General features: G+C 70.7%; 22 protein-coding genes. 11 read left to right on the plus strand and 11 right to left on the minus strand.

Going from position 1 to position 25,615, the window contains the following annotated elements; translation table 11 throughout:
• Nucleotides 1-69 precede the first annotated feature (69 nt).
• A complete protein-coding gene (locus tag IW248_RS05815) occupies nt 70-216 on the plus strand; it encodes a hypothetical protein (RefSeq protein WP_167337290.1) in 147 nt (48 codons plus the stop codon).
• Between the two features lie 85 nt (nt 217-301).
• Here the strand turns inward: IW248_RS05815 and IW248_RS05820 are convergent, their stop codons facing one another.
• Nucleotides 302-883, minus strand: coding sequence for a TetR/AcrR family transcriptional regulator (locus IW248_RS05820; protein ID WP_196926006.1), 582 nt, complete (start codon nt 881-883; stop codon nt 302-304).
• 146 nt (nt 884-1,029) lie between these two features.
• Here IW248_RS05820 and IW248_RS05825 point away from each other — a divergent pair, with 146 nt between their 5' ends.
• The 5 genes from IW248_RS05825 to IW248_RS05845 all read left to right on the plus strand — a co-directional run bounded on the left by IW248_RS05825 (nt 1,030) and on the right by IW248_RS05845 (nt 6,558).
• On the plus strand, nt 1,030-2,478 hold the full coding sequence (locus tag IW248_RS05825) for a serine hydrolase domain-containing protein (RefSeq protein WP_196926007.1): 1,449 nt from the start codon (nt 1,030-1,032) through the stop codon (nt 2,476-2,478).
• A 140-nt stretch (nt 2,479-2,618) separates the two neighbouring features.
• Nucleotides 2,619-3,641 (plus strand): NBR1-Ig-like domain-containing protein, encoded by a 1,023-nt coding sequence (locus IW248_RS05830; RefSeq protein ID WP_196926008.1) that lies wholly within the window; start codon nt 2,619-2,621, stop codon nt 3,639-3,641.
• Between the two features lie 206 nt (nt 3,642-3,847).
• Entirely contained in the window at nt 3,848-4,711 is an 864-nt protein-coding gene (locus IW248_RS05835) for a peptidoglycan-binding domain-containing protein (RefSeq protein ID WP_196926009.1), read from the plus strand.
• A gap of 32 nt (nt 4,712-4,743) precedes the next feature.
• Nucleotides 4,744-5,628, plus strand: a complete 885-nt coding sequence (locus IW248_RS05840) for a peptidase inhibitor family I36 protein (protein ID WP_196926010.1) — start codon at nt 4,744-4,746, stop codon at nt 5,626-5,628.
• A gap of 6 nt (nt 5,629-5,634) precedes the next feature.
• Nucleotides 5,635-6,558 (plus strand): peptidase inhibitor family I36 protein, encoded by a 924-nt coding sequence (locus IW248_RS05845; protein ID WP_196926011.1) that lies wholly within the window; start codon nt 5,635-5,637, stop codon nt 6,556-6,558.
• 79 nt (nt 6,559-6,637) lie between these two features.
• Here the strand turns inward: IW248_RS05845 and IW248_RS05850 are convergent, their stop codons facing one another.
• From IW248_RS05850 to IW248_RS05860, 3 genes are read right to left on the minus strand one after another with little or no spacing between them, the layout of a single operon-like run.
• Entirely contained in the window at nt 6,638-9,505 is a 2,868-nt protein-coding gene (locus IW248_RS05850; RefSeq protein WP_196926012.1) for an FAD-binding and (Fe-S)-binding domain-containing protein, read from the minus strand.
• 26 nt (nt 9,506-9,531) lie between these two features.
• Nucleotides 9,532-10,716 carry an anhydro-N-acetylmuramic acid kinase gene (locus IW248_RS05855; protein WP_196926013.1) on the minus strand — a complete coding sequence of 395 codons (1,185 nt, stop codon included), beginning with the start codon at nt 10,714-10,716 and terminating at the stop codon, nt 9,532-9,534.
• 11 nt (nt 10,717-10,727) lie between these two features.
• Complete coding sequence (locus IW248_RS05860) at nt 10,728-12,287, minus strand: sodium:solute symporter (protein ID WP_196926014.1); 1,560 nt, start codon at nt 12,285-12,287, stop codon at nt 10,728-10,730.
• Nucleotides 12,288-12,541: 254 nt separating this feature from the next.
• Between IW248_RS05860 and murQ the strand changes: the two genes are divergently transcribed.
• Nucleotides 12,542-13,435 (plus strand): N-acetylmuramic acid 6-phosphate etherase, encoded by an 894-nt coding sequence (gene murQ / locus IW248_RS05865; RefSeq protein ID WP_196926015.1) that lies wholly within the window; start codon nt 12,542-12,544, stop codon nt 13,433-13,435.
• Between the two features lie 100 nt (nt 13,436-13,535).
• On the opposite strand, the gene IW248_RS05870 is transcribed toward murQ, so the two are convergent.
• The 3 genes from IW248_RS05870 to IW248_RS05880 form a co-directional block, all read right to left on the minus strand.
• Nucleotides 13,536-13,820 carry a hypothetical protein gene (locus IW248_RS05870; protein ID WP_196926016.1) on the minus strand — a complete coding sequence of 95 codons (285 nt, stop codon included), beginning with the start codon at nt 13,818-13,820 and terminating at the stop codon, nt 13,536-13,538.
• A 13-nt stretch (nt 13,821-13,833) separates the two neighbouring features.
• Nucleotides 13,834-14,613, minus strand: a complete 780-nt coding sequence (locus tag IW248_RS05875) for a hypothetical protein (protein ID WP_196926017.1) — start codon at nt 14,611-14,613, stop codon at nt 13,834-13,836.
• A 439-nt stretch (nt 14,614-15,052) separates the two neighbouring features.
• A complete protein-coding gene (locus IW248_RS05880) occupies nt 15,053-15,718 on the minus strand; it encodes a DNA alkylation repair protein (RefSeq protein WP_196926018.1) in 666 nt (221 codons plus the stop codon).
• Nucleotides 15,719-15,827: 109 nt separating this feature from the next.
• On the opposite strand from IW248_RS05880, the gene IW248_RS05885 reads away from it, so the two are divergent.
• Nucleotides 15,828-16,541: an alpha/beta fold hydrolase gene (locus tag IW248_RS05885; RefSeq protein ID WP_196926019.1), complete on the plus strand. Its 714-nt coding sequence runs from the start codon at nt 15,828-15,830 to the stop codon at nt 16,539-16,541.
• Between the two features lie 67 nt (nt 16,542-16,608).
• Here IW248_RS05885 and IW248_RS05890 read toward each other — a convergent pair whose 3' ends face one another.
• Nucleotides 16,609-18,489 (minus strand): alpha/beta hydrolase-fold protein, encoded by a 1,881-nt coding sequence (locus IW248_RS05890; RefSeq protein ID WP_196926020.1) that lies wholly within the window; start codon nt 18,487-18,489, stop codon nt 16,609-16,611.
• A 227-nt stretch (nt 18,490-18,716) separates the two neighbouring features.
• Here IW248_RS05890 and IW248_RS05895 point away from each other — a divergent pair, with 227 nt between their 5' ends.
• Nucleotides 18,717-19,109, plus strand: coding sequence for a YybH family protein (locus tag IW248_RS05895; protein ID WP_124819320.1), 393 nt, complete (start codon nt 18,717-18,719; stop codon nt 19,107-19,109).
• 57 nt (nt 19,110-19,166) lie between these two features.
• Nucleotides 19,167-19,499, plus strand: a complete 333-nt coding sequence (locus IW248_RS05900) for a carboxymuconolactone decarboxylase family protein (RefSeq protein ID WP_196926021.1) — start codon at nt 19,167-19,169, stop codon at nt 19,497-19,499.
• Nucleotides 19,500-19,626: 127 nt separating this feature from the next.
• Here the strand turns inward: IW248_RS05900 and IW248_RS05905 are convergent, their stop codons facing one another.
• Nucleotides 19,627-21,195 carry an alpha/beta hydrolase gene (locus tag IW248_RS05905; protein WP_196926022.1) on the minus strand — a complete coding sequence of 523 codons (1,569 nt, stop codon included), beginning with the start codon at nt 21,193-21,195 and terminating at the stop codon, nt 19,627-19,629.
• A 63-nt stretch (nt 21,196-21,258) separates the two neighbouring features.
• On the minus strand, nt 21,259-24,087 hold the full coding sequence (locus IW248_RS05910) for an AfsR/SARP family transcriptional regulator (RefSeq protein WP_196926023.1): 2,829 nt from the start codon (nt 24,085-24,087) through the stop codon (nt 21,259-21,261).
• Nucleotides 24,088-24,280: 193 nt separating this feature from the next.
• Here IW248_RS05910 and wrbA point away from each other — a divergent pair, with 193 nt between their 5' ends.
• Entirely contained in the window at nt 24,281-24,880 is a 600-nt protein-coding gene (wrbA, locus tag IW248_RS05915) for an NAD(P)H:quinone oxidoreductase (protein ID WP_196926024.1), read from the plus strand.
• Nucleotides 24,881-24,974: 94 nt separating this feature from the next.
• On the opposite strand, the gene IW248_RS05920 is transcribed toward wrbA, so the two are convergent.
• Entirely contained in the window at nt 24,975-25,577 is a 603-nt protein-coding gene (locus tag IW248_RS05920) for a class I SAM-dependent DNA methyltransferase (RefSeq protein ID WP_196926025.1), read from the minus strand.
• Between the last annotated feature and the right edge of the window lie 38 nt (nt 25,578-25,615).

The raw sequence follows: 25,615 nt of genomic DNA on the forward strand, positions 1-25,615 counted from the left end.
GAGATCACGCCCGGGGGCATCTCGGCGGATGAAGGCAGCCGCCCTCTACCCCTGATCGAGGAGAGCACCATGTCGGTCCAGGCATTTCTCTACGTTGTCGCCGTCATCCTGATCGTGCTCGCTGCCCTGCCGCTGCCCACGAGGGGTGTCTCGCTCGCGCTTCTGGGTGCCGCCTGCGCCCTGCTCGCCTACGCCTGGCCGGTGATCACCGACTGACGTCTCCGTAAGTCGTCGTTGGTCCGGCCGCTGGCCGGCAGCCTGAGCACGCCCGGGCTGCCGGCCAGCGGCCGTGAGGGCGGATCTAGGGCCGTGGCGTCATCCCCGCGAGCAGAGCCACGAGTACGCGCTCGACGTACTCGTGGGTCAGTGGCTCCTGCGTGATGAGGAACTGGAAGTAGAGCGGGCCGGACAGGATCGCCATGGCCACGTCCAGGTCGAAGTCGGGTGAGAGCTGCCCCTGCTGCTGGGCGCTGCGCAGCCGGGCGACGGTCCGGTCCGCCTGGGGGCGGATGAAGCGTTCGTTGAGCGCGGCGGCGACCATCGGATCGTGCTGGGCCTCGCCCACCAGGGCCCGGTAGAGAGGGCCCAGTGGCGGCTGGCCCAGGAGGTCGACGGCCGCGTGGATCTGTTGGCGCAGGTCAGCCACGATGTCGCCGGTGTCGGGGTAGTCGAGTGCGGGTTCGCCGGAGGTGAGCACCGCGTCGAGGAACAGGGCGCCCTTGGAGGGCCAGCGACGGTAGATCGTGTGCTTGCCGACGCCCGAGCGGGCCGCGACACCCTCGATGCTGAGTTTGGCGTAGCCGACCTCCTGCGCCAGCTCCAGCGTCGTACGCATGATCGCTTGGGTCCGGTCGGCGGCCCTGGTGCGGCGGTCGTCGCTCATGCCGCCACTGTAGCGGCACGGCACGTGCCGTTGACAATCCCCCGCGTGCGTGACCAGACTGAGCGCACTCAGGGAACGACACGGCACGTGCCGTGCCGCTCCGCTGTTCTCTGACGCCGACGCCACCGCCCACGAAGGGAAGCACCATGACCGAGACACTGAGCTGGAACGCCGACAGCGACCTGCACCCCCCGCTCGCACGGAGGTCGCCTGACCGACGGTTCGACGTCGACCGCTGGCAGCGGCGGCTCGACGAGCTGTGCCACCACCACCACGTCCCCGGCGCGAGCCTGGCCGTGCTGCTCGACGGGCAGGTCCACGAGCTGGCCAGCGGGGTGTTGCACCGCGGCACCGGCGTGGCGGTCACGCCGGACTCGGTGTTCCTGTCCGGCTCGATCGCCAAGGTCTACACCGCGACACTCATCATGCGGCTCGCCGACGAGGGAAAGCTGGACCTGAACGCGCCGGTCGTGGACGTGCTGCCGGAGTTCGCCACCCCCGACGCCGAGGCGACCAGGACGATCACCATCCGGCAGTTGCTGTCCCACACCGGCGGCGTGACAAACGACTTCAACTTCGACGGCGGCCGGGGTGACGACTGCCTCGCCAGGTACGTCAGCGCCGCCCGACGGGTGGCGCTGGACTGCCCGCCCGGCACGGCCATCTCGTACGGCGGGCTCGGCTACATCGTCCTGGGCCGGGTCATCGAAAAGCTCACCGGCCTCACCTGGGACCAGGCCCTCAAGAGCCTCCTGTTCGAGCCGCTCGGCCTGGAACGCTCGATGACGCTGCCGGAGGAGGCCCTGCGCTTCCCCGTCGCCATGAGCCACCTCGGCGAATCCGGCGACTATCCCGACCCGGCCCCGTCCTGGGACCTGATGCCCCGCTCCATGGGTCCGGCGGGACGGGTCATCGTCTCCGCCGGCGACATGGCCCGCTTCGCCCGGATGCATCTCGACGGCGGCCTCGCGCCCGACGGCACCCGGGTGCTGTCCACCGATGCGGTCGCCGCCATGCGACACCGCGCGGTCGACGTGCCCGACAAGTGGACGGTGAGCGCCGACGGGTGGGGTCTGGGTTGGACGCTCTACGACTGGGACGGCATCTCCGGCTACGGTCACGACGGTGCGGCCATCGGCCAGTACGCGTACCTGCGTGTCGTTCCGCACGCGAACCTCGCCCTGGCCCTGATGACCAACGGCGGCGCCGCCCGGCTGCTCTACGCCGACCTGTTCCGCGACCTGCTCACCGAACTCGCCGACGTGACAATGCCCGCGCCGTTCGCCCCGGCCCCGGTGCCACCCCCGATCGACCTCGAACCGTTGCTCGGCACGTACCGGCGCGAGGGTGTCGTCCTCACCGTCTCCCGCACGGACGACGGCTCGCCGCATCTGCGCTACGAGTTTGTCGACGACATGGTGGACATGTCCCCGCCTCTGGAGATGGACCTGGAACCGGTCACCGCAACGGTCTTCGCCGCCTCCGGCGCGGGGCCGTCGTTCAGCGAGGACTACATGCCTGTGGTCTTTTCCACCCTCACCAACGGCACGCAGGTCTGTTACGTGGGTATGCGCGCCACTCCCAAGGTCGCCTGAGAGCGGAGCGTCGGGGCGCTGGCACAGCCACCGTCAGCCCCGGTGTCGCCGATGCACCACATTGATGACGGCCGTGCCCGTTCGGTACCCTCTGACACGCTCTGACAACGCCTGACGACGTCGTCTGACATGGGGGAGTGATGAAGGACCAGCGTGCTGCCGCCCAGTCGACTCAGGACCGACAGGCCGCCGAGAGGTTCGCCGAACAGCTACGGACCCTGCGGACCGCCGCGGGCGACCCGTCGTTCCGGAAGATGGCCGGGCGGTCGGGCCGGATCTCGCACACCACGCTGCACGAGGCCGCCGCCGGGACCAGGTTTCCCTCCTGGGAGACGGTCCGGGAGTTCGTCCGAGCATGCGAGGCGGACGAGGTGCAATGGCGGCGTCGCTGGGAGGAAGCACACCGCCCCGGGACGCTCCACGGCATTGGGAACGACGATGCCGCACCGGTCAGCACCGATGCCCCGACCGGCGCCGAAACCTCGACCACCACGGCGGAGAGCAAGCCCGACACCGGGACCGACGCCCCGCAGGCCCACGGGTCCGGCGTGCCCGCGACGTCACCCGGCGAGCCGGGCGCGCTGCGGGCCACCGTGTACCCGCCGACCGACGAGGAGGCGGGTGCACGGCGGCACCGGCTGCCGTGGCTCGCCGCCGCCGCGGTGGTCCTTGTGGTGGCGATGGTCGCCGTCCTGGGCGTCATCGTCCGCGAGCGGTCGTCCCGGGACAACTCCGGCGCGGCGGCGGCGTCGTCCGCACCGTCGGCGTCGGCCTCGCCGTCAGCGTCAGCGTTCTCGGACGCGTTGATCGCTGGCGACTCGAGCAAGTTCATCTCCGACGTCACCATCCCCGACGGCACGCGGGTGCGGGTGAACTCCCAGTTCGTCAAGGTGTGGGCCCTCAAGAACGTGGGCAAGGTCGCCTGGCACAACCGTTTCCTCGCGCGGACCAACCCAACCGCCGACGCCGACGGTTGCCAGGTGCCGGAGCGGGTGGCGATCGGTGACACACCGCCCGACGAGCAGGTCATGATCAGTGTTGAGGTCACCGCGCCGAGCCGCCCCGGAAAGTGCTGGGTCAGCTGGAAGATGGTCGACGAGAACGGGCAGGAGTACTTTCCCACCCGCCGGCCGGTGTACTTCATGGTCACCGTCACCGCCTGAGTGCGCTCCCCGGTCGCCCCGACCGGTGTCAGAGCGCGAACCGTCGATGTCAGTCCCGGGTGCCACCAAAGCTGACAACACCACATTCATCGAGGTCGGTGACGGCCTGACGGATCTGACAGGACGGCAGGGGTACCGAACAGCAGGCCGGTTCTCGCAAGGTGATGTCCGTTCGAACGACTCACCAACTGCGAGGAGGATCGGCAGTGCGCCGTACCTGGTTATCCGTCGGGCTCGCCGCGCTCTGCGTGACCGTCGGCGTCCCGGCCCAGGCGTGGGCCGCGACATCCGGCGCCACAGCGCAGCGAACCGTCACCACGGCGGCGCGGCCCGTCGTGGACATGGAGGCCACCGTCCTGGCCGCCCAGATCGACCCCCGCCGCGCCGACAACACACTGACCCCGGGCGCGAAGAACTCCGTGCTCGCCGTCGAACAGGCGCTCCAGGCGCAGAAGCTGCTGAACGCGCAGTGGGTCGACGGCTACTTCGGCACCCAGACCGTCTCGGCGTACGCGGCGTACCAACGCTCACTCGGCTACACGGGGCTGGCCGCGAACGGGCTGCCCGGCACCACGTCGCTGACGAAGCTCGGGCAGAACCGCTACACCGTCGCCAAGACGATCGGTCCGGGCGCGAAGGTCCCGCGTGACGGGTACGTCGTCAACGCCCGTACGCAGGCCATGTTGGCGGCGGCCCAGCGTCTGCTCGGCTACACCCTGGTGCTCGACCAGGGCTCGTACAACCCCGGGGGCGATCCCACCTCGGCCGGTACGCACGACGGCGGGGGTGTGGTGGACATCGCGGTCACCGGCATGACCGCGGCCACGCGCACCGCCGTCGCCCGGGCCCTGCGCCAGGTCGGCTTCGCCGCCTGGGTCCGCAACCCGAATCAGGGCGACTGGCCGTGGCACATCCACGCCACGGCGATCAACGACACCGACCTGTCCAACCAGGCACAGCACCAGGTCGGCGACTACTACCTCGGCATGAACGGCCTGGCCAACCAGGGGCCGGACGACGGCCCCCAGGTCCCGATCAAGACCTGGGAGCAGTACCAGCGCGGGCAGTGACCCGCACCCCTCACCGTTTCCGAAAGGACACCATGAACATCCGTAAGAGCCTTGCCGCCGCCGGCATCGCGCTGGCCGCGACGACCTCGATCCTCAGTGTCGGATCGCCCGCGTCGGCGGCGGCCCGTGACGGGGTCTGCGACAGCGGCGAGTTCTGCTACTACTACAACAGCGACAACGCGGGATCGATCTCGGACTTCACCGGTTCGCTCGACGACTACGGCACCGAGCAGCCCTCGTGCTACGACTTCAAGGGCACTGGCGCTGGCAAGGGCCTGTGCATCAAGAACGAGGCCGCCTCGGTCTGGAACCGCAGCACCAAGACCGTACGCGTCTACTTCAACAGCGGCTACGCCGGTTCTTACCAGGACTTCGCGGCCGGTGCGAAGGCAAACCTCAACGCCACGCTGAAGAACAACAACGCCTCGCACCAGTTCTCGCCGTCGACGCGCACGAACCTGTCGTACGCCCTTTACCAGGCCAGCGGCGGCACTGTCACGTGCGGCTTCGACGGTTACACCACCACGCCCGGCCGGCACGAGGGCATCGACATCGCCCGCAGCGTCGGCTCGGACGTGCGCGCCCTGGTCTCCGGAACTGTCATCTACGTCGCGCGGGGCAATACCGGCAGCGGCGGCCTGTCCACGATCTCGGTCTACAACTCCTCGCTCAACAAGTCGGTGATCTACCTGCACACCGCGCCGAAGTCCGCGGTGAGCGTGGGCGACGCCATCAGCAAGGGCGAGATCATCGCCGATGAGTCGTGGCACGGAGTGTCCTCCAGCTCGGGAGCGCACACCCACGTCGAGGTCCGGGCCGGCCGGCAGACCCATGCGGCCGTCAGCGTCGGCGACTCCACCCTGGACAACGCCGACCCGACCGCGTTCTGGAACTCCCAGGGCTACAACGAGAAGTAGGACGCCATGAATATCCGCAAGGGCCTCGCCGTCGTCGGCGCCGTCCTCGCCATGTCCACCTCCATCCTCACTGTTTCGTCGCCGGCAGCGGCGGCCGAACGGGACGGAACCTGCGACAGCGGCGAGTTCTGCTACTACTACAACAGCAATCAGGCGGGCTCGGTCTCCGACTTCACCGACTCACTGGACGACTACGGTACGACCCAGCCGACCTGCTACGACTTCAAGGGCGCGGGCAGCGGCAAGGGCCTGTGCGTGAAGAACAACGCCGCGTCGGTCTGGAACCGCACCAGCAAGAGCGTGCGGGTCTGGTTCAACAGCAACTTCGCCGGTGCGAGCCAGGTCTTCGCGGCCGGGGCGATGGCAAACCTCAACGCCACGCTGAAGAACAACAACGCCTCGCACGAGTTGGTGAGCGGGCCGACGGGTTGTACCACCGACGGCACCAACAGCAAGCTGCCGAGCACCATCCTCGTCTACCGGGTCAGTCTCGGGCGTGTCGACCGGGTCGATTTCAAGACGTACGTCAAGAACGTCCTCCCGAACGAGTGGGTGACGAGCTGGCCGGCCGCCTCGCTGGATGCCGGTGCGATGGCCGTCAAGAGTTACGGCTGGTACTGGGCGTTGCACTCGACCCGGAAGACGTCCGGCGGACAGTGCTACGACGTCCGGGACGACACCGGCGACCAGGTCTACCGGCCATCGTCGGCAGTCTCGTCCACGTCCGCCGCGGTGGACCGGACGTGGTCGGCCCGGATGACCCGCAGCGGCAACATCCTGCGAGCGCACTACTGCGCGACGACGACCGCGTGCGGTGGTTGGGTGGACGGGGACTGGCTGTCGCAGTACGGCTCGCGTGATCTCGCGAACGAGGGCAAGAACTACCAGGCGATCCTGCGCTACTACTACGGCGACATCGCGCTCTCCTGAGGTCGATCACCAAACCGCACCAACCGCGCCGCCAGCCGCAGATCCGCGGCGGGCGGCGCGCTCGTGACTACGGCACCGGCTACGCGGGCGGCTCGATCGCCTCGACGAGCACCTCGAGTACATGCCGGTATGGCTGGCCGGTGGCCCGGCTCATGCCCATCTCGCAGGTGCGGTTGCAGGAGGCGTACGCGTCGTGGTCACGCTGATTGATCTCAGCGGCCTGCGCCGCGGTGGCGCCGGCGGTGACCTCGGGATGCAGCAGCCCCCGGTCACCGGCGAAGGCGCAGCACCCCCAGCTGTCCGGCACGGTGACCGTGTCGGCGACCGCCTGGGCCACCGTGCGCAGGTCGTCGATGCCGCCCAGGTGCACTGTGGAGCAGGTCGGGTGCAGGGCCAGCGAGCCCAGTCGCTGGGGCTGCGGCAGCGCCGGCAGGAGGTGTTCGGCGGTGAAGGTCACGCTGTCGACGAAGCGCAACGCGGCGTACCGTGCCCGGTCCTCCTCGGCCAGCGCGGCGGTGAGCTGCGTCAGCCCGTGCGTGCACGATGACGCGTCGCACACGACGGGCAGGCGACCCTCGTCGCTGGCCGCCCAAAGCACGGCAAGGGTCCGCTCGGCCATCTCGCGGTGGCCGGCGGGGTAGCCCTTGGACTGCCACGGCGTTCCGCAGCACAGCCCGGCCGTGCCGGTCGGTACGACGAGCGGCACCCCCGCCAGTTCGCAGAGACGCAGGAACGCCGCCGCCGAACCGCCGGACGAGCCGTCCTCCGGTGCGAAGAGGCTGCCGACGCAGGCCGCGAAGAACACCGCCTGGGCGTCCGGCGTGTTGCGGGGTGCGGGGCGGGGCGCGCCGGCGCGCGGCATGTCGTCGCTCCACGCCGGCACGAGTTCGGTGGCGCCGAGCCCACGGATCATCCCGGTGGCGGCGCGGGTCACCGGCGTCGGTACGGCGTGCGCGGCGGTCAGTCCCATCCGGACGCCCGTCACGGCGGCCTGCCAGTGGCGCGCGGCGGTGCGGGCGGTGCGCTGGGCGCGAGGGGGGTGCCGCTCGGCGCGTAGCCGCTTCATCGCCGCTCCGGTGTCGATGCCGACCGGGCAGGCGGTGACGCAGAGGCTGTCCGCGGCGCAGCTGTCCACCGCGGCGTACTCGTAGTCGGCGGTCAGCTCCCGGCGGCGCTCCTCGTCGCCGGCGGCGGTGGCGAGGGCGATCTGCCGTTGCAGGACGATGCGCTGGCGGGGGGTGGTGGTGACGTCGGCGGTGGGGCAGACCGGCTCGCAGTAGCCACACTCGACGCAGGCGTCCAACTCGGGGTCGACAGTCGGGACGGCCTTGAGCTGCCGCAGGTGCACTGTCGGGTCGTCGTTGAGCAGCACACCGGGGTTGAGCAGGCCGCTCGGGTCGCACAACCGCTTGAGTTCGCGCATCACGTCGTACAACTCGTCGCCGTACTGTCGGCGGACGAAGGGCGCCATGGCCCGGCCGGTGCCGTGCTCCGCCTTGAGTGTTCCCCCTTCCGCCAGCACCAGGTCGACCATGTCGTCGGTGAATCGGGCGTAGCGGTCGATCTCGGCCGGGGTGTCGAAGGACTGGGTCAGCATGAAGTGCAGGTTGCCGTCCCGGGCGTGGCCGAAGATCACCGCGTCCGGGTAGCCGTGTCTGTCGAACAGGCGGATCAGCCCGTCGCAGGTGCCGGTCAGGCGTGGCATCGGCACCGCGACGTCCTCCAGCAGGGCCGTGGTGCCGGGCGGGCGGGCCCCGGCGACGGCGGTGTAGAGGCCCTTGCGCAGGTGCCAGAGGTTGGCCCGTTCGCGCGGGTCGCGGGTCAGCTCGGTGCCGGCGACGGCCGGCAGCCGATCGAGCACGGGCCGGGCGTCGGCAAGCGTCGCGGCCAGCCGCTCCGCGCTGTCCTCGGCGAACTCCACAAGCAGCGCGGCGTGGCCGGTGACCGTCAAACCGCGCAGGGCCGGGCTCGCACCCGGGTCACGCTGGCTGACCCGCAGCGCGGCCGCGTCGAGCAGTTCGGCGGTACGGGCGCCGACGGCGAGCAGGGCCGGCAGCGCGTCGGTGGCGTCGGTGAGACCGGGCAGGATCAGCAGGCCGGTGGCGGCGTGGTCGTGGATCTCGACGGTACGGAAGACGGCCTCGGCCACGAAGCCGAGCGTGCCCTCGCTGCCGATCATCAGGTGGGCGAGCATCTCGACCGGGGTGCTGTGGTCGAGCAGCGAGTTCAGCCCGTACCCCATGGTGTTCTTCATCGCGAACAGTCGCTCGATGGTGGCGCGTGACCCCGGCGCCGAGCGCACCCGGTCGCGCAGCCGCAGCAGCCCGGCGTGCAGCTCGGGCTCGTCGGCCCGCAGCCGGGCGTCGGCGTCGCGGGCGCCGGAGTCGACGACGGTGCCGGACGGCAGCACGAAGCGCAGCGACTCCATGGTGCGGTACGCGTTGTCGGTGGTGCCGCAGGTCATCCCGCTGGAGTTGTTGGCCACCATGCCACCGACCGTGCAGGCGGCCTCGCTGGCCGGATCCGGGCCGAGCCGGCGTCGGTAGCGGGCCAGCCGAGCGTTGGCCTGCCGGATCGTCAGGCCCGGCTGGAGCCGGATGCGGCGGCCATCGTCGAGGACCTCGGCGTGCCGCCAGTCGGTGCGGACGTCGACAAGCACTCCCGCGCCGCCGGCCTGCCCGGCGAGGCTGGTGCCGCCGCCGCGCAGGGTCAGCGGCACGCCGGCCTCCCGGGCGCCCGCCATCAACGCCCCCACCTCGGCCGCCGAGGCGGCGCGAACCACTGCCTGCGGCTCGAACAGGTACGGCGAGGCGTCGTGCGCCGCCGCCAGCCTCCGGGGCAGCTCGGCGCTGGCCCGGCTCGGATCATCGAGGCGCGAGCGCAGCAGCTCGGCGACCTCGCGGGCGCGAGCGCCGGCCGCGGTCGGTGTGGGTACGACTGTACTCATTGGGCGGATCCTCCTGGGAGGGGTGATCAGTCGGCCACCGGGGACGCGACGACCAGCAACCGGGCAGGAGCGGTGCTGACCGGGGCGGGCAGCCGCAGCGGCTGCCGACCGGGGGTGATGCTGCCGAGCACGGAGGCGTGCCGCGCGCCGGTGCCCGACGGCAGCGCGCCGGGCAGTCCGTGCACGGTCAGGTAACCCAGCAGCGCGAAGGCCAGCGCCTCCTTGGCGTCCGACGCGATGCCCAGGTCGTCGCTGGACGACAGGTGGACGCCGGGCAGCTCGTCGGCGATCATGCGCATCAGCGTCGGGTTGCGCGCCCCGCCGCCGGAGACGACGAGCCGGGTGACGCCGTGGTTGCGGCAGGCCCCGGCCACCGTGACCGCCGTCAGCCGGGTGAGCGTGGCCAACACGTCCTGCGGGTCCGGCGTGGGCGCGTCGGCGAGAGCGGCGAGCAGGTAGGGAAGATGGAACAGCTCCTTCCCGGTGCTCTTCGGGCCGGGCAGCCGGTAGTACGGCTCGTCGAGCAGCCGCCGCAGCAGGTCGGGGTTCACCTGCCCGGCGGCCGCCCCGCGCCCGTCCCGGTCGTACTCCTCGGTGCCTCCGCTGAAGTGGCGCGCGGCGGCGTCGAGGAGCGCGTTGGCCGGGCCGGTGTCGAACGCGAGCGGGTCCGCGTCCGGCGCGACGACTGTGATGTTGGCGATGCCACCCAGGTTCAGGGCGGCCGGGACGCCGGGCAGGCCACCCAGCAGCAGTGCGTCGAAGAGGGCGACCAGGGGAGCGCCCTGACCGCCGGCGGCGACGTCGCGGCTGCGCAGGTCGGACACGACCGGAAGGCCGGTGGCCTCCGCGATCCAGGCGGGCTGGCCCAGCTGGAGAGTGCCCCGAACCGTGCCAGCCTCGACCCAGTGGTGCATGGTCTGCCCGTGCGAGACGACCAGGTCGGCGTTGCCGTCGCACAGCTCAGCGAGGGCCCGCACGCCGGCCTCGGCGAAGGCCTGGCCGATGCCGGTGTCCAGCACGCAGATCGCCTCGGTGGTGGTCGGCGCGGGCGGCAGGGCGGCGGCGATCTGCGTGCGCAGCTCGTCGGAGTACGGGTGGCTGAGCCGCCCCAGCGGTCGCAGCCGCACTGTGTCGCCGCTCAGGTCGAGCTCGGCGGCGGCGGCTTCGATGCCGTCGTAGGAGGTTCCGGACATCAGGCCGATCACGCGCATCAGGTCCTCCTTCAGGCCCGGCCGGCGGGCGCCGCCGCGTCGTCGACCTCGTCGGTGCGTCCATGGTCGTACGGCGTCTCCGGGGCCGGGTGGAACCGGCTGGACACCGCGCCGACGACCAGGGTGATCAGGACGCCGATCGGGACCAGCCACTGCGCGGCGATGGCGGTGGCGGTGGTGGTCCCGGCCGTCGTCACGTCGATCTTGACGTACCGGACGATGTAGGTCATCACCGCCACGGTGACGAGGAAGGCGATCACCGCGTCGACCTGGTTGGCCCGCTTGACGAGACGGCCGAGCAGGAAGGCCCCGAGCAGCGCCCCGTAGGTGTAGCCGGCAATGGTCAAACCGGTCAGGTAGACGTTTCCGGTGCTGGAGCTGAACGCGCAGGCGAAGACCGCCATCAGCACCGCCCAGACCAGGGTCATCACCCGGGCGAGCCGGAGCATCGCGTCGTCGGACGGGACCTTGCGGAAGAAGCTGTGGATGAAGTCGGCGACCGTGGAGTTCGACATCGAGTTCAGCGCCGAGGACAGCGAACCCATCGCGGCGCCGAGGATGCCGGCCACGAGCAGACCCGAGATGCCCACCGGCAGGGCGTGCAGGATGAAGCTCGGGTAGAGGTTGTCGCTACTGGCCAGGCCGAGTTCCTTGAAGGTCTGACCCTTGTTGTACGACCACAGCAGCGCGCCGACCAGGGAGAACGCCGCGAACTGGATCACCACGAAGATGCCCGAGGAGATCATCGCCTTCTGCCCCTCGCGCAGCGTGCGGGTGGACAGGATGCGCTGGACGATCAGCTGGTCCGACCCGTGGCTGGCCATCGCGAAGATCGCGCCACCGATGATCGCGGTCGGCAGGGCGAACGGGCTGGTGAGCACGTGCGCGAGCGCGAAGTTGGTGTCGAAGAGCTGGAACTTGCCGGCGTCGAGCGCCTGCGAGTAGCCGTCGAAGCCGACGGCGTGGCTGAGCACCGCGATGGCCAGGATCGCCCCGCCCAGGTACAGCCCCATCTGGATGGCGTCGGTCCAGATGACCGCCTTGATGCCACCGAGGTAGGTGTAGACCACAGTGATGAGCGTCAGAACGATGATGATCGCCTGGTAGCCGACCTGAAGCCCGAACTCGTCGAGGAGAAGCTTGATGGGGATGGCCGAGGCGAACAGCCGTACGCCCTCGGCGAGTAGGCGGGTGAAGACGAACGTCACCGACGCCAGACCCTGCAGTTTCAGGCCAAACCGCTCACCGAGGTACTGGTAGGCGCTGACGAACCCGCCCCGCTTGTAGAGCGGGATGAGCACCGCGGCCACGACGACCCGACCGATGACGTAGCCCAGGGCCAGCTCGACGTTGCCGAAGCCCTGGCCGCTGTAGGCGCCGCCGGGCACGCTGATCACGGTCAGGACGCTGGTTTCGGTGGCGACCACCGAGAACGAGACGGTCCACCAGGGCAGTCGCCCCTCGCCCACGAAGTAGTCCTTGGCGGACTTCTGTTTGCCGGACAGGCGTAGTCCGACGAAGGCGATCACCACGAGGTACAGCACGATCACGACGAGGTCGAGTTGACGCACGGCTCGCTCCCTACCAGGGGTTGTCAATAAGTGACGTTAGCCGAGAGTAACGCGAAACTTTTTGCCACCGCCCCTCCGGGCTGGTTACGCTGTGGTTTCAGCCTGCTGATACGGGGACTGTTCGCAGCTGCGCCTCGGCCTGGCTGCGGCTGCGGGCCGCGAGGACGCGCTCGACGGCGAGCCGCCGCCGGGCGACCGGAGCATCTCTCCCCGTTGGCCGGCGACTGCACACCAGCGAGAGGAACGAGCACCCCGTGGACCTCAGCACCCTCGGCACCGAGACCCGCAACGACAAGACCAGCGACCTCGACCGGATGTCTCCCACCGAGTTGCTTCTCGCGATGAACGACGAGGACCAGACAGTCGCCGCCGCCGTCCGCCGGGCCGTGCCGGACATCGCCGCCGCCGTCGACGTCATCGTGGCGTCGCTCCGCCAGGGCGGACGGCTGATCTACCTGGGCGCCGGCACCAGCGGACGGATCGGCATGCTCGACGCCGTCGAGATCCCACCCACCTTCGGTACGACGCCCGACCGGGTCGTCGGTCTGCTCGCCGGCGGGGCACGAGCCTTCGGCGTCGCCGTCGAGGGCGCGGAGGACGACCCGACCCGCGCCGTCGCCGACCTCGACGAGGTCGGCCTGACCGCCCGCGACACGGTGGTCGGGCTCGCTGCCAGCGGCCGTACCCCGTACGTGGTCGGTGGGTTGGATCACGCCCGCGCGCGCGGCGCGGCGACCGTCTCCGTGGCCTGCAACACCAACGCGGTGACCAGTCGCCACGCCGACGTCGCCATCGAGGTGCCCACCGGCCCCGAGGTGCTCACCGGCTCCACCCGGCTCAAGGCCGGCACCGCCGAGAAGCTGGTCTGCAACATGCTCTCCACCGCAGCGATGGCCCGGCTCGGCAAGGTCTACGGCAACCTGATGGTGGACATGAACGCCACAAACGAGAAGCTCGTCGACCGGGCGCGTCGGATCGTCGCCGAGGCCGCCGACACCGACCTCGACACGGCCGCGCGGGCTCTCGCGGCGGCCCACGGGCACGCCAAGACGGCCATCGTGCTGCTCCTGGCGAACTGCACCGCCGAGGAGGCCGCGGCCCGGCTGCGCGCCGCCGCCGACGACGTCCGGGCGGCCGTCGCGGCCTGACCCACCATGGCAGGCCTCGGCCGGGTGATCTTCCGCCTGGCGACGGTGCGACCAGATTGACGAAGCGCCCCCTCCGTTGCGGACGGGGCGCTTCGTGGTGTCAGTCGAGCTGTGTGTCCGGAACCGTTCGGTCCTCGTCCGCGTCGCCGTCGGGGGAGCTGGCCAGCTCGATCCGGGGGGACCGATCCGGCGGGAGGTGTGCGAAGTCGGCGATGACGACGACATCCACCTCTCCGTCGATCATCGTCTGCTCGACGGTCTCCCACGGTGCCCGCATGATTCCGGAGAATCGGTAGGAGTGTTCGCGAAGGTGGCTGAGGCACCTCGCGACGGCGGGCTCCGACGGCTCGATGTGGGCGGGAATCCAGATAACGGCGATTTCCATGAACCTCTCCTGATCAACGTCGTGGACGCGAGTGGGTGATCAGGAGTTGTCGGGGCGGGGGAGGACCCCGCTCGACGGGACGGCTGGTCGCGCGCATGTCGACGGCGGTGACGGTGAGCCCTGGCCGCAGCAACGTGGTGGGCGGCGAAACTTCGGCTGTTGACGTCTGTGGATCAGCTCCGCCGGCGTTGGTTCCCACGGGTGCCGACGCGAGTGCCAGCACGAACGCTGGTGGCCCCGGCGCGGGACGGGCGGGCGGGTTGGGCCGCTGTCCGGTGACGGCGGTCATTGTCGCCCGCGCCTGCTCCGACGCCCGGCTGCCGGACGTGCCGTGGGCGCCGCTCCGGGACACCGTCGCCGACACGGGCGTCGACGGTGCCAGCGATGGCCGCGAGGTGAGCCGCACGTCCGGGGATGCCGAGGCGGATGGTGCCGGTGTGGCCTGCGGCGACGACGACGGGGTACCGGCCGGCCGACTTGTCCGGGCGGTGGTGGGCTCGGCCGACGGCGTCGGCAGCGGGACTGCCGACGGCAGGGGGTCCGTCGACGGTAGGGGCAGCGGGTCCGCCGACGGCAGTGGCACGGGCAGGGAGACGACCGAGGTCGGCAGGGGCAGGGGGACGCTCAGCTGCACCTCGACCACGTCGGCCACCGACACCTTGATGCCCTCCGGCGAGGTGGCGACCTCCACCAGCGGGAGACGCGACGGCGACGGGGTGTCGGCGTGGGCGGGGTTGGCGCCCAGAGCCGCGCCGAGGGCCACCGCGCCGAGGGCCACCGCGCCGAGCGCCACCGGGGGGAGGCTGTGCCTCAGCCGCATCAGACGGAGGCCGCCGACAGCGCGGACGCCAGGCCTGCCCGGTCCGGCTCACCAGTACGGTGCCGCCGGCCGAGCTGTTGCCCCTCGCACCCTGCCGTTCCCTCCATGTGCGACTTCTTGCCCCGCGAAACCGCGGGCTACACCTTCTGTCGATGTCTCGGTTGAGCGATGTGGACCGACCAAAAGCGCGACTGGCCGGTCTACACCCGCGCGACGGCGGGTGTCAGCGGGGCGTCGAGCGGCAGGTCACGCATCCGGCGGATCGGCGTCGACAGGTAGATGATCGGGGACAGCACGGTGAGCGCCCCGAAGATCAGCAGGGTGGTGCGGGCACCGAGCGGCCCGGCCAGGATCCCGGCAAGCAGGCCGCCGGCGTCGACCCGCCGAACGGGATGGACCGAGAGCCCGCTGCCTATCCCGCTCGGCGCACCATTTCGCTGATCCAGGTGGGCGCGAACGGAGACGTGCAGCCGGGGGAGGTGGGGTAGTCCTTGAGCACCTCGAGGCGTTCGCCGATGTCGATCGCCCGTTCGCGGTGCTCGGCGTGCTCGATGCCGATCTGCGCCAGGCAGTGGTTCATCGCCCACTGCAGGCGATCCGGCGCGTCCTTCATCTCGGCCTCGATCACCTCAAGCAGCCCCGGGAGGTCAAGACCCTCGGGCTTCTTCGTCACGCGTTCGGTGGTCAGCGCCCAGCCGGCACTCGCGACCACGGGATCCGGGTCGGCGAACCAGGCCAGCCGTAACTCTTCGGAGTGCGGGCTCTTCTTCACCACGTAGTTCACGAGCCAGTCGTGCACCTTCGGGGTGCGCGCCTCGCGCACCATGACGTCCAACTCGTCCCGCTCGAACGCCCTGGGACGGCAGATCAGGACTGCCAGCAGCCGCGCCGAGGCATCGCCCGTCGACCAGAGCTGGCGCGCGAGGTCCTGCTGCGTCTTGAGCCGCTTGGCGAGCGCCCGAAGCGCACCGAGGTGCACACCATGATCGTCACCGTGTCGGGCGTTCACCTCCCGTGCCTTCGGGTCCTCCAGCGCGGCCAGTTCGGCCGTCACCTCGGCCAGCGTCGTCGTAGCCATCGCAACCTCCTGCTCATCGGGTCGGACGTTTCACACTCGCGTAACGGGTATCCAGGCGTACCAGTGCGACCGGCGGTGAACAGCTTCACGGAGTGAGGGGGCACCTGTCATGCCTGATCCACAGCCCACCATCGTGCTCGTGCACGGCGCGTTCGCCGAGTCGGCGAGCTGGAACGGTGTGCTTGAGCGGCTGGGCGCCGCGTACGACTCGGTGGCCGTCGCGAACCCGCTGCGGAGCCTCGCCGGCGACGCCGCGTACGTGCAGGACGTCGTCCGTGGGATCGGCGGTCCGGTCGTTCTCGTCGGCCACTCCTACGGCGGCATGGTGATCACGCAGGCCGCAGCCGGCGACACCTCGGTGCGGGCCCTCGTGTACGTGAACGCCTTCGCCCCGGACACGGGCGAGTCGGCGATGACGCTGTCCGCGAAGTTCCCCGGCAGCACCCTCGCCGACACGCTTGTGCAGTACCCGGTGTCGACCGGTGGGAACGAGGTGGCGATCGGCCAGAACCAGTACCACGCGCAGTTCTGCGCGGACGTGTCTGGAAACCTGGCCGCGCTGATGGCCCGGACCCAGCGGCCGATCACCGAACAGGGTCTGGCGGACAAGCTCACCGGCGACCCCGCCTGGCGATCGCTGGCCAGTTGGTTCGTGTTCGGGGACGCTGACAAGAACATCCCTCCCGACGCGCACCGCTTCATGGCCGAGCGGGCCAACCCCCGGGGGCAGCGCGAGCTCGTCGGCGGCTCGCACGCGATGGTGGTGGCCCGGCCGGGCGAGGTCGCCGAGACGATCATCGAGGCGGTCCGGGGCGTGAGCTGACGGTCCGGACGGACAGCTGGCGGTGGGCCGACGACGAGAGGTCGCCGGCCCACCCCTTGCCTGTTGCCTACCGAACCCGTAGCTGCTGGTGGACCGCTGCGGTGGGGGCGTGGACCCTGTCACCCGAGTAGGCGACGTGCACCGGGTACACCCCTGCGGACAGCCCGTTGGTCGGCAGCTTGACGACGGCAGCGCCACCACGGAGCGCAACCACCTGGGTGGCGCCCCCGAAGGTGACGGCGACCTCGCCGGCCACCTTCGGAGCCTTGCGGTGCGGAGATTGCGCCCGCACGTCGACGGTCAGCGTGAACGTGCCACCGCGGACGACCGAGGCGGGCGCGGCCTTCGCCTTCACCGCGACTCGTGCCGGGCCCGGAGGCGTCACTGTGACCTGAGCCGAGCGTGACCTGGTCGGATCGACCACCGACGCCGCCACGACGGTGAGCGACGACGCGGTCTCCGCGGCGGCGACCGAGAGCAGGCCGTCGGCGGAGATGGTGGTCCCCGAAGAGGTCGCGCCCTGGACCGACCACGTCACCGCCGGGCTCACACCCTCGTTGGTCGTCACCTGAGCGCGGAACTGCCTGGTCCAGTTCCAGCCCTTCGTCAGGTTCACCGTCGCGGGCGTCACCGACACGGAGTCGACCCCCGACCACAGGTGGTCCCGGGCGAAGATCGTGAACAGCTGACCCGCCGTCATCCCGTCGTGCGCGCCGGGGACCTGGGTCGTCGCGGCCGCGTACCCCCGGGCCCGGAAGTTGTCAGCGATGGCGTTCTGGGCGTTGAGGTTGCCCTCGAAGACGCCATTGCCGAGGAAAACGGAGAGGTCGTCGTCCCCGACAGCGTTCGCGATGGTGTCGTAGTCCTGGGTGGTCAGGGACGGGTTGCCGGAGAAGTGCCCGTAGAACGCGAACGTGGTCGGGTAGTTCTTGATGACGACGCCGCCCGTCATGCCGCCGTACGAGAAGCCGGCGTAAGCGCGGCCCGCGCGCTCGGTCGAGACGTTGTAGCTGCGCTCGATGAGAGGAAGGATCGTCTGGACCAGGTTGTTGGCCGCGTTGGTCTGGTTGTAGGAGGCGAAGCCGAGGCTGGTGCCCGTGAAGTGGTTGCCCATGGTGACGACCACCGTGGGCTCGATCTCGCCCCTGGCCGTCATGTTGTCCAGGATGTTCGGGACGTTCGCGGGGATCATGAAGTCGGTCTCGTCGCCGAAGATGCCGTGGGCCAGATAGGCGACCTTGTACGGCTCCGCGCGGTTGGCGTCGTAGTTGGCCGGCAGGTAGACGCCGAGGTAGTGGCCGCTGTCGCCCAGGATCGTGGTGTACGGGACGTACCTGACGGTTCCCCGCTTCGCGCGGTCGGCCATCGGCAACTCGTAGTCCGCACGCGCCTTCAGCACCGGGTCGTTCTGCTTCTTGGCGTACGGCACGTGCACGGCATCGAGAACGTCGTTGTTCCTGACCCGGAACGAGGACTCGCCCGGGGGTCGAGGTTTCGTCGAGGCGGGATCCCAGATGCGCTTGTTCTCCCAGCCCTGGGTCGGGTCCCAGACTCTGTACCAGTAGCTGAGACCTCCGGCGTGCAGCGGGAGTGAGACCGACCAGTTTCCCTTCGGGTCCCTGGTCATGTCCCGGAGGAACTCGGTGCCTCCGGCGTGGTAGCGCCCCGGCTGCCACTCTTCCGGCTGATAGCGCGTGGTGCCGGTGTCGACGTCGAGCAGGGTCAGGTCCCCGGCCAGGCGGACCTGGGTGGCGTGCGGATTGCGGTAGGTGAACGTGACTGTGTACCCGGTCGGTGAGTGGCGGTCCGCCTTGACGGTCGCGCCCTGCACGATCGGGGGCCTGCCGGCGGCGGCAGCCGGCGCGGGGACGACCCCCGCACCGAGCGCTGTGAACGCGAGAATCGAGATCGCAAGCCGGAGCCTGCGTCTTCCGGTCGTTTCCCTCATGCGCGAAGACTCCTTAGTGGTGGTAGCTCGTCGCGGGTCTGGTTCGGTGCGGGGAGGTGAGGGCTTCGATGGCGGCTAAATCGAATTAGCATCGGGAGTGTGGCTGGCCACAGGTTTCGATGTCAAGGGTGTCCGGAGCCGAGGCCGGCAAACGCCGCGCTGGGTGTGCCACCCGCGGCCTGCGGGTTTTCCCAGCTGGCCGCCGCTCGGATGGCAAGGTGAGGGCCATGGACAGGAAGCACGTCGAGGAGTGGCTCGCCACCTACGAGCGGCTCTGGCGGACCCCGGGCACTGACGCGCTGGTCACGCTCTTCACCGAGGACGCGAGCTACCAGCAGGGGCCGTACTGGACGCCTGTCGTCGGCCTGCCGGCCATCGCCCGGATGTGGGAGAAGCAGCGCAAGGGTCCGGACGAGGTGTTCCAGCTGACCACGGAGATCGTCGCGGTCGAGGGCGACACCGCAGTGTCGCGCCAGGAGGTCCGCTACGGCGACCCGGTCGACCAGGAGTACCGCGACCTGTGGGTCATGCGCTTCGCCGACGACGGACGGTGCCGGTCATTCGAGGAGTGGCCGTTCTGGCCGGGACAGCAGCCGGCCGATTCGCCCGACGGATCGTGACCCGAGGAACCCGCCGACGACCCCGCATCGCTCCGGATGACCCACCAAGGAGAACCCATGGCCGAGAAGAAGGAACCATCCAACGCGCAGAAGATGTTCGGCGACTTCGCGCCCACTCTCGTCGACTACACCGACAACGTGTTGTTCGGGCAGATCTGGGAGCGCGCCGAGCTGGCGAAGCGGGACCGAAGCCTGGTCACCGTCGCCGCCCTGGTGAGCAGCGGCAACACCGAACAGCTCGCCTTCCACCTCGCCTTCGCCAAGCGCAACGGCCTCACCGAGGCGGAGCTGATCGAGGTGATCACCCACCTGGCCTTCTACAGCGGCTGGCCCAGGGCGGTGTCCGCGATGACTGTGGCCAAGCAGGTCTTCGCCAACCAGGAGGACTGACCCACCGGTGCACTGCCGAGCGAGCGGCGACGCCCCAGCCACCGGGGTAGGAGACCTGACCGACCGCCGTCGGACCTGTCGCTCTACCTACCGTCAGCTGGGGCGTCACAGTGCCGACGTCGCCCCGTCAGACCGGCGCGGCAGGGCAGCTCGCGCCGATCGGCGGTGTGGTTCTGGTGATGAGGTACCGCTCCACCTGACGACGGGTGCACTCGGTCCGTGGGTAGCTGGCGTGACCCGACCCCTCGTAGGTGACGAGGTGGCCCCGACTGCCGAGCTGGCGCACCACCCGCTGGGCCCCGTCGTACGGGGTGGCCGGGTCGTACCGCCCGTTGAGCACCAGCAGCGGCGCGCTCGTCCGGACCCGCAGCTGATGTTGTGGGTTGGTCGCCGTCCAGCCCAGGCAGATCGCGCCGAAGCGGACGGCCAACGGGGAGGCCCGCAGGTGCGGTGCCACGGCGCGGGACAGGTCGAGATACCGGTTCCAGTCGGCGAACCCGTCGACCGGCAGTGACCAGTCCTGACAGAACGCCGGTAGCGCGTACTCGGTCAGGTCCTCGTCGGTGTCGACCGGCACCCTCAGCGACGCGAGCGGCGCGGCTTCGCCCCGCTCCAGCGCGAGAAGCATGGTCGCGAGGTCGGCCCAGGTCGCGTCGAAAAAGTTGATCACTGTCGCGAACCCAAGGTCGAACCAGGTCAGCTTCGCGCCGGTCGCCGGGTCGACAAGCGTGCCTGCGTCGGCACGGCGCATCAGTCGGTCGAACAGTGCCGGCACGTCGCGGCCGTGCAGTGCGCAGCCAGGGGTCCGCTCGCACCAGGCCACGAACTCGTGGAACAGTGCCTCGTTACTGGCCGCCCCGCTGCGGAAGTACTCCCTGACCCCCTGGCTGTGGTCCATCACGCTGTCCATGACCAGTGCGCGGACACGGTCGGGGAACAGCTCGGCGTAGGCCTGCCCGATCAGTGTGCCGTAGGACCACTGGTAGAAGCTCAGCTGTCGCTCACCGAGTGCGGCCCGGATGGCGTCCGTGTCACGCGCGACGCTCACGCTGTCGAGGTGGTCGAACAGGGGGCCACTCTGAGCGCGGCAGTCGTCGCGCAGCTGGCGGTTGTAGGTACGGAGTCGCTCGAACTCCGCCGCGTTGCCGGGCGTCAGGGAAGGCTGCTGGGCCAGCAGCGCCGAGGAGCAGCGCACCGGTGCGCTACGGACCGTGCCGCGGGGATCGAAGCCGATGACGTCGAAGCGGCGCAGCACGTCCGGCCCGAGCTGGCTGTCGGCAGTCAGCGCCACGTCCACCCCGGACAGGCCGGGACCGCCGGGGTTGAAGACCAGGACACCGATGCGGGCGGCCGGGTCGGTGGCGGTACGCCGGGCCAGGGCCAGTGGGAAGGTTTCCCCGCCCGGACGGGCCCAGTCGACAGGCAGGCGCAGGGTGCCGCACCGGGTGCCGGGATCGTCGGGGCGTTCCGGGCACGCCCGCCAGTCGATCCGACCGCTCCAACCGCCAGCGGTGAGTACGGTGACCGGCCCGGTGCCGCCGGCTTCGGCTGGCGTGGTGCCCGCGAGCGACGGTGGGGCGTTGAGCGACAGGGCGACGAGGACCGCGACGGCGGCCGAGAGGCTGCCGAGGAGCCGCCGTCGTCGACGGTCAGGCCCGCGGGAATGCCGGAAGGTGGGTCTCTTCGTGGTCAACATTCGTCCAGCCTGCCGACGCCCGGTCCACGTCGGATCCACGCCGGAACGGTGGGCACGGGGATTTCATCGGCACGCCGCCAGCCGCTCGGACAGCACCGCGGCCTGTGGATGACCGACCCGGTCGAGGATGGTCAGCGCCTGCCGCCACAGGTCGACCGAGATGTCGTGGTCGCCCACCGCCTGATGGGTGTCGCCGAGGCGGACGAGTGTGTCCGCCTTCCCGCACGGGTCCTGGACGTCCGAGTAGAGCGCCAGGGCGCGCCGGTAGCAGTCGGCCGCGGTCGGGTGTTTCCCGAGGCCGTGGTAGGCGAATCCGAGACTGTCCCAGGTGTGGGCCGCGCCGAGCCGGTCCTCGGCCTCCTCGTAGAGCGCGAGCGCCCGCTCGCAGTAGGTGATGGCGCGGGCGTGCTCGTCCAGCTGCGCGTGGCTCCAGCCGAGCGCGTTGAGCGCGGCCGCCTCGCCGAGCCGGTCGTCGGTGCTGCTGGCCAGCGCCAGCGCGTCCCTGGCGTGCCGCAGTGCCGCGCCGGCGTCGCCCTCGATGTCGGACAGCCAGGCGAGGTGCAGATGGACGCTGGCCTGCCCCGGGCGGTCCCCGGCCTGGTCGTACCGCGCCATCGCCCGCCGAAGGTGATGGTGAGCCGCACCGAACCGGCGGTGCTGGATGTGGGCCAGCGCGAGGTCCCGGTGGGCCAGCGCCTCGGCCCGTGGGTCACCGTGGCGGTGCGCGACCGTGACCGCGATGGCCTGTACGGCGGCCAGGTCGTGCCACTGCGAGAGCCGGCCGAGCAGGGGAGTGAGGGCCTGGGCGAGCTGCCCGGCGTGGGCGTCGAAGCGGTGCGTGACCGCGTCGTCGACGGCGGCCAGCAGCACAGGCTGTTCGATGGTGAACCAGGCCAGCGCGGCCCGGTGGTCGGCGAACGCCGGCGGCGACGCGTCGGCGTGCAGGGGCGTCGGATCGAGCGGCTGCCAACCGGTGTCGACAAGCCTGGCCGCGGCGCGAGCGATACACAGGTAGTGGTCGAGTACGCGCCCCCGGACGGCTCGACGGTCGGCCGGACGGTCGAGCGCGTGCGTCAGCTCCTCGCCGTAGGCGCGGAGCAGATCGTGACAGCGGAAGCGGTTGGGGGACTCCTCGGCCAGCAGGTTCGCGCGGGTCAACTCGTCGAGCGCCGGCCGGATCAGGTGCGGCGGCGCCCCGGCGAGGCTGGCCGCCGCCGCCGCGCTGACGTCCGCGGCGGGGTGCAGGCTGATCTGCCGGAACAGCCGGGCCGCGTCCGCGCCGAGCAGTCGGTACGACCAGGAGAGCACGGTCCGCACGTCGGTGGCGGCGTCGTCGGTGGCCAGGGCGGCGAGCCCGCCCCGACTCGCCGCCAGGTCGTCGGCGATGGCCTGGAGCGGAAACGTGGGTCTGGCGGCGGCCCGCGCGGCCACGATGGACAGGGCCAGAGGCAATCGCGCGGTACGTCTGATCAGTTCGTCGACCGCTGCCGGCTGGGCGGCGGCCCGCTGCGCACCCAGCCGGCGTACGAGCAGCTGGCGCGCTTCGTCGTCGCTGGGCAGGTCCAGCGCGAGGGGCTGGGCGCCATCGGCGGCGACCAGGCCGGGCAGGGTGTGGCGACTCGTCACGAGCACACCGCAGCCTGTCGACCCCGGAAGCAGCGGCCGTACCTGTTCCGCGTCGCGGGCGTTGTCGAGCAGCACGAGCAGCCGACGATCCGCGGTCAGGCTGCGGTACAGGGCGAACTGGGCCGCCGGCTCGGCGGGGATCTCGAGGGTCTTCACACCCAGGGCGGGCAGGAGCGAGCGTACGACGACTGCCGACGGTGACGCCTCCTGCGTCGCGGTGCCGAATCCACCCAGGTCGACGTGGAGCTGTCCGTCCGGAAAGTGGCGCAGGTTGTCGTGCGCCCAGCGCAACGCCAGCCAACTCTTTCCGACGCCGCCGGTGCCGGTGATGACGACGGTGTCGGCCGAGCCGGGGTCACCGAGCAGCAGCGTGGTGAGCCGGGCCAGCTCCCCGGCCCGGCCGGTGAACAACGCCGGTGCGGCCGGCAGCTGCCGGGGGATGACCCGCGGCGGGCATCTTTCCGGTGGCCGCGGATCGGATGTGAACACCTCCCGATCCGCGCGCAGGATGCGGGTGTGCAGGTGTTGGAGATCGGGGCCGGGCTCGACTCCCAGCTCCTCGGCGAGGAGCTGGCGGAGCTGCCGGTACGTCGCCAGCGCGTCGGCGCGTCGGCCCGCCCGCGCCAGGGCCACCATCAGTTGCCCCCATGGGCGCTCGCGCAGCGGATCGGCGTCGACCTGGCTCCGCAGCGGTTCGATCAGCTCGTGATGCCGTCCGGCGCGCAGCTGGAGGTCTGCTACCTCCTCCACCAGGCTTGAGCGCTGCTCCTGGAGCCGCGTTCGGACGGAGAGCAACACCCCCCAGCCGGGGAGGCCCGCGAACGGCTCCCCACGCCAGAGCGCCAACGCCGCCTCGAACGACTCCTGGGCGGCTGCCAAGTGACCCTGCCGCAGCGCGGAATACCCGCGCTGGGCCAGGTCGTCGAAGGCCACGCTGTCCACCGTCTGCCCGTCGAGGGCGAGGTGGTAGCCGGTGGGCCCGGCGAGGATGGCGGGGTCGGGGAGGCCCGGGGAGCGCAGCGCCCGGCGCAACGCCCAGACGTAGGTCTTCACGTTGCCGGCTGCCGTCTTCGGTGGGCGCCCCTGCCACAGCTCGTCGACGAGTTGGTCGATGGACCACCCGGTGCCGGGCTGCGACATCAGGACTGCCAGGAGGCGCACCTGCATCGGCGTGCCGAGAGCCAGCCGTTCGCCGCAGGCCGACCGTACCTCGACCGGTCCGAGCAGGTGGTACCGCGTCGCCGGCGGCGGCCCAGCGGGGTCCATCGCCTCATCGTAGGGGCCCACGCCATCCCGGCTCATCGGCTGGACGGCCGCAGCCGCGCGCCCGTCTCCTGGTGTGCGCCGTCACGCGGGTGGGCATGGTCAGGATGTTGGGGTGCCGCGAGGTGGCTGCTACTGTCGAGATTGTTGCGGCCGCAAATTTATCAGCGGCAACTACTTTGGGAAGGACCCTCCGATGACCAAGCTCTCCGTCATCTACTACTCGTCCACCGGAACCCTCCACGCCATGGCCAAGCGCCTCGCCGAGGCTGGCGAGAAGGCCGGCGCCGAGGTGCGGCTGCGTCAGGTTCCGGAGCTCGCCCCGGCGGAGGCCATCGCCTCCAACGCCGCCTGGAGTCAGCACTTCGACGCCACGAAGAACGAGCCGAAGGCGACCGCCGACGACGTCGTCTGGGCGGACGCTGTGCTGTTCGGCACGCCCACCCGGTACGGCAACGTCGCCAGCCAGCTCAAGCAGTTCATCGACACGCTCGGCCCGCAGTGGGCGCAGGGGCTGCTCGCCGACAAGGTGTACGCCGGCTTCACCGCATCCATGACCGCGCACGGCGGCCAGGAGTCGACTCTTCTGGCGCTCTACAACACCGTCCACCACTTCGGCGGTCTGGTCGTCGCCCCGGGCTACACCGACCCGCTGAAGTTCGCCGACGGCAACCCGTACGGCGTCTCGCACGTGACCGGCGGAGGCAACGACGCCCCGCTGGGTGACGCCCAGTTCGCCGCCCTCGACCACATGGCCGAGCGGGTCGTCAAGATCGCCGGCAAGCTCAGCGCCTGAGCGCGCTGCCGCCGTAGCGGACGCCCGCGTCGACGCGGGCGTTCAGGTGGGCGAGGGCCGGCCTCCCGTCGTGGGAGGCCGGCCCTCGGCGTCCTCACACCGCGATCGCCGCGATGGCGGCAAGCAGCCGATGCTCGTCGGTGCCGGGCCGCCGCAGGCGTTCGACCTCCCGGAAGCCGGCGCGGCCGAGCCGTTCGGAGATCTCGTCGGGCGGCCAGCGGTAGGCGGTCAGGACCTTGTGGTCGAAGGCGCCGACCTCCTCGGCGTCGAAGACGCCCAGGACCAGCCGCCCGGCTGGGACCAGCACTCGCCGGAACTCCTTGAGCATGCCGTCGAGCTCCGGCGGCGGAAGATGGATCAACGAGTACCAGGCCAGGATGCCGTCGATGGAGTCCTCGGCGACGTCGAGGTGTTCCATCGAACCGAGGTGGAACTCGACGCCCGGGTGGGACGCCCGCGCGTGCGCGATGAACTCGGGGACCAGGTCGATCCCCACGGCGTCGACACCCAGCTCACGAAGGTAGCCGGTGAGGTGGCCGGGCCCGCACCCCAGATCGAGCACCCGGCCGGGCCGGCTGCCCAGGTGTCGTCTGATGAGGGCGAGGTCGTCGGGGTCCACCTGCTGGCTGGTGCCGAACAGCTCGATGTAGAGCTCCGCGACGGAAGTGTAAGCCTGTCGCACCCTGTCCGTTTCCATCGCGGCACTATACGGCCGTCAGGCCATGCCGAGGCGAC

It is taken from the genome of Micromonospora ureilytica (assembly GCF_015751765.1).
GTDB lineage: Bacteria > Actinomycetota > Actinomycetes > Mycobacteriales > Micromonosporaceae > Micromonospora > Micromonospora ureilytica.

Coding starts and splice junctions, on each gene's coding strand:
- IW248_RS05880 (WP_196926018.1), bottom strand. CDS start 15,718: ATGGCTACGACGACGCTGGCCGAGGTGACGGCCGAACTGGCCGCGCTG.
- IW248_RS05845 (WP_196926011.1), top strand. CDS start 5,635: ATGAATATCCGCAAGGGCCTCGCCGTCGTCGGCGCCGTCCTCGCCATG.
- IW248_RS05815 (WP_167337290.1), top strand. CDS start 70: ATGTCGGTCCAGGCATTTCTCTACGTTGTCGCCGTCATCCTGATCGTG.
- IW248_RS05920 (WP_196926025.1), bottom strand. CDS start 25,577: ATGGAAACGGACAGGGTGCGACAGGCTTACACTTCCGTCGCGGAGCTC.
- IW248_RS05840 (WP_196926010.1), top strand. CDS start 4,744: ATGAACATCCGTAAGAGCCTTGCCGCCGCCGGCATCGCGCTGGCCGCG.
- IW248_RS05825 (WP_196926007.1), top strand. CDS start 1,030: ATGACCGAGACACTGAGCTGGAACGCCGACAGCGACCTGCACCCCCCG.
- wrbA (WP_196926024.1), top strand. CDS start 24,281: ATGACCAAGCTCTCCGTCATCTACTACTCGTCCACCGGAACCCTCCAC.
- IW248_RS05855 (WP_196926013.1), bottom strand. CDS start 10,716: ATGCGCGTGATCGGCCTGATGTCCGGAACCTCCTACGACGGCATCGAA.
- IW248_RS05870 (WP_196926016.1), bottom strand. CDS start 13,820: ATGGAAATCGCCGTTATCTGGATTCCCGCCCACATCGAGCCGTCGGAG.
- IW248_RS05900 (WP_196926021.1), top strand. CDS start 19,167: ATGGCCGAGAAGAAGGAACCATCCAACGCGCAGAAGATGTTCGGCGAC.
- IW248_RS05820 (WP_196926006.1), bottom strand. CDS start 883: ATGAGCGACGACCGCCGCACCAGGGCCGCCGACCGGACCCAAGCGATC.
- IW248_RS05895 (WP_124819320.1), top strand. CDS start 18,717: ATGGACAGGAAGCACGTCGAGGAGTGGCTCGCCACCTACGAGCGGCTC.
- IW248_RS05890 (WP_196926020.1), bottom strand. CDS start 18,489: ATGAGGGAAACGACCGGAAGACGCAGGCTCCGGCTTGCGATCTCGATT.
- IW248_RS05830 (WP_196926008.1), top strand. CDS start 2,619: ATGAAGGACCAGCGTGCTGCCGCCCAGTCGACTCAGGACCGACAGGCC.
- IW248_RS05885 (WP_196926019.1), top strand. CDS start 15,828: ATGCCTGATCCACAGCCCACCATCGTGCTCGTGCACGGCGCGTTCGCC.
- IW248_RS05905 (WP_196926022.1), bottom strand. CDS start 21,195: ATGTTGACCACGAAGAGACCCACCTTCCGGCATTCCCGCGGGCCTGAC.
- IW248_RS05910 (WP_196926023.1), bottom strand. CDS start 24,087: ATGGACCCCGCTGGGCCGCCGCCGGCGACGCGGTACCACCTGCTCGGA.
- IW248_RS05850 (WP_196926012.1), bottom strand. CDS start 9,505: ATGAGTACAGTCGTACCCACACCGACCGCGGCCGGCGCTCGCGCCCGC.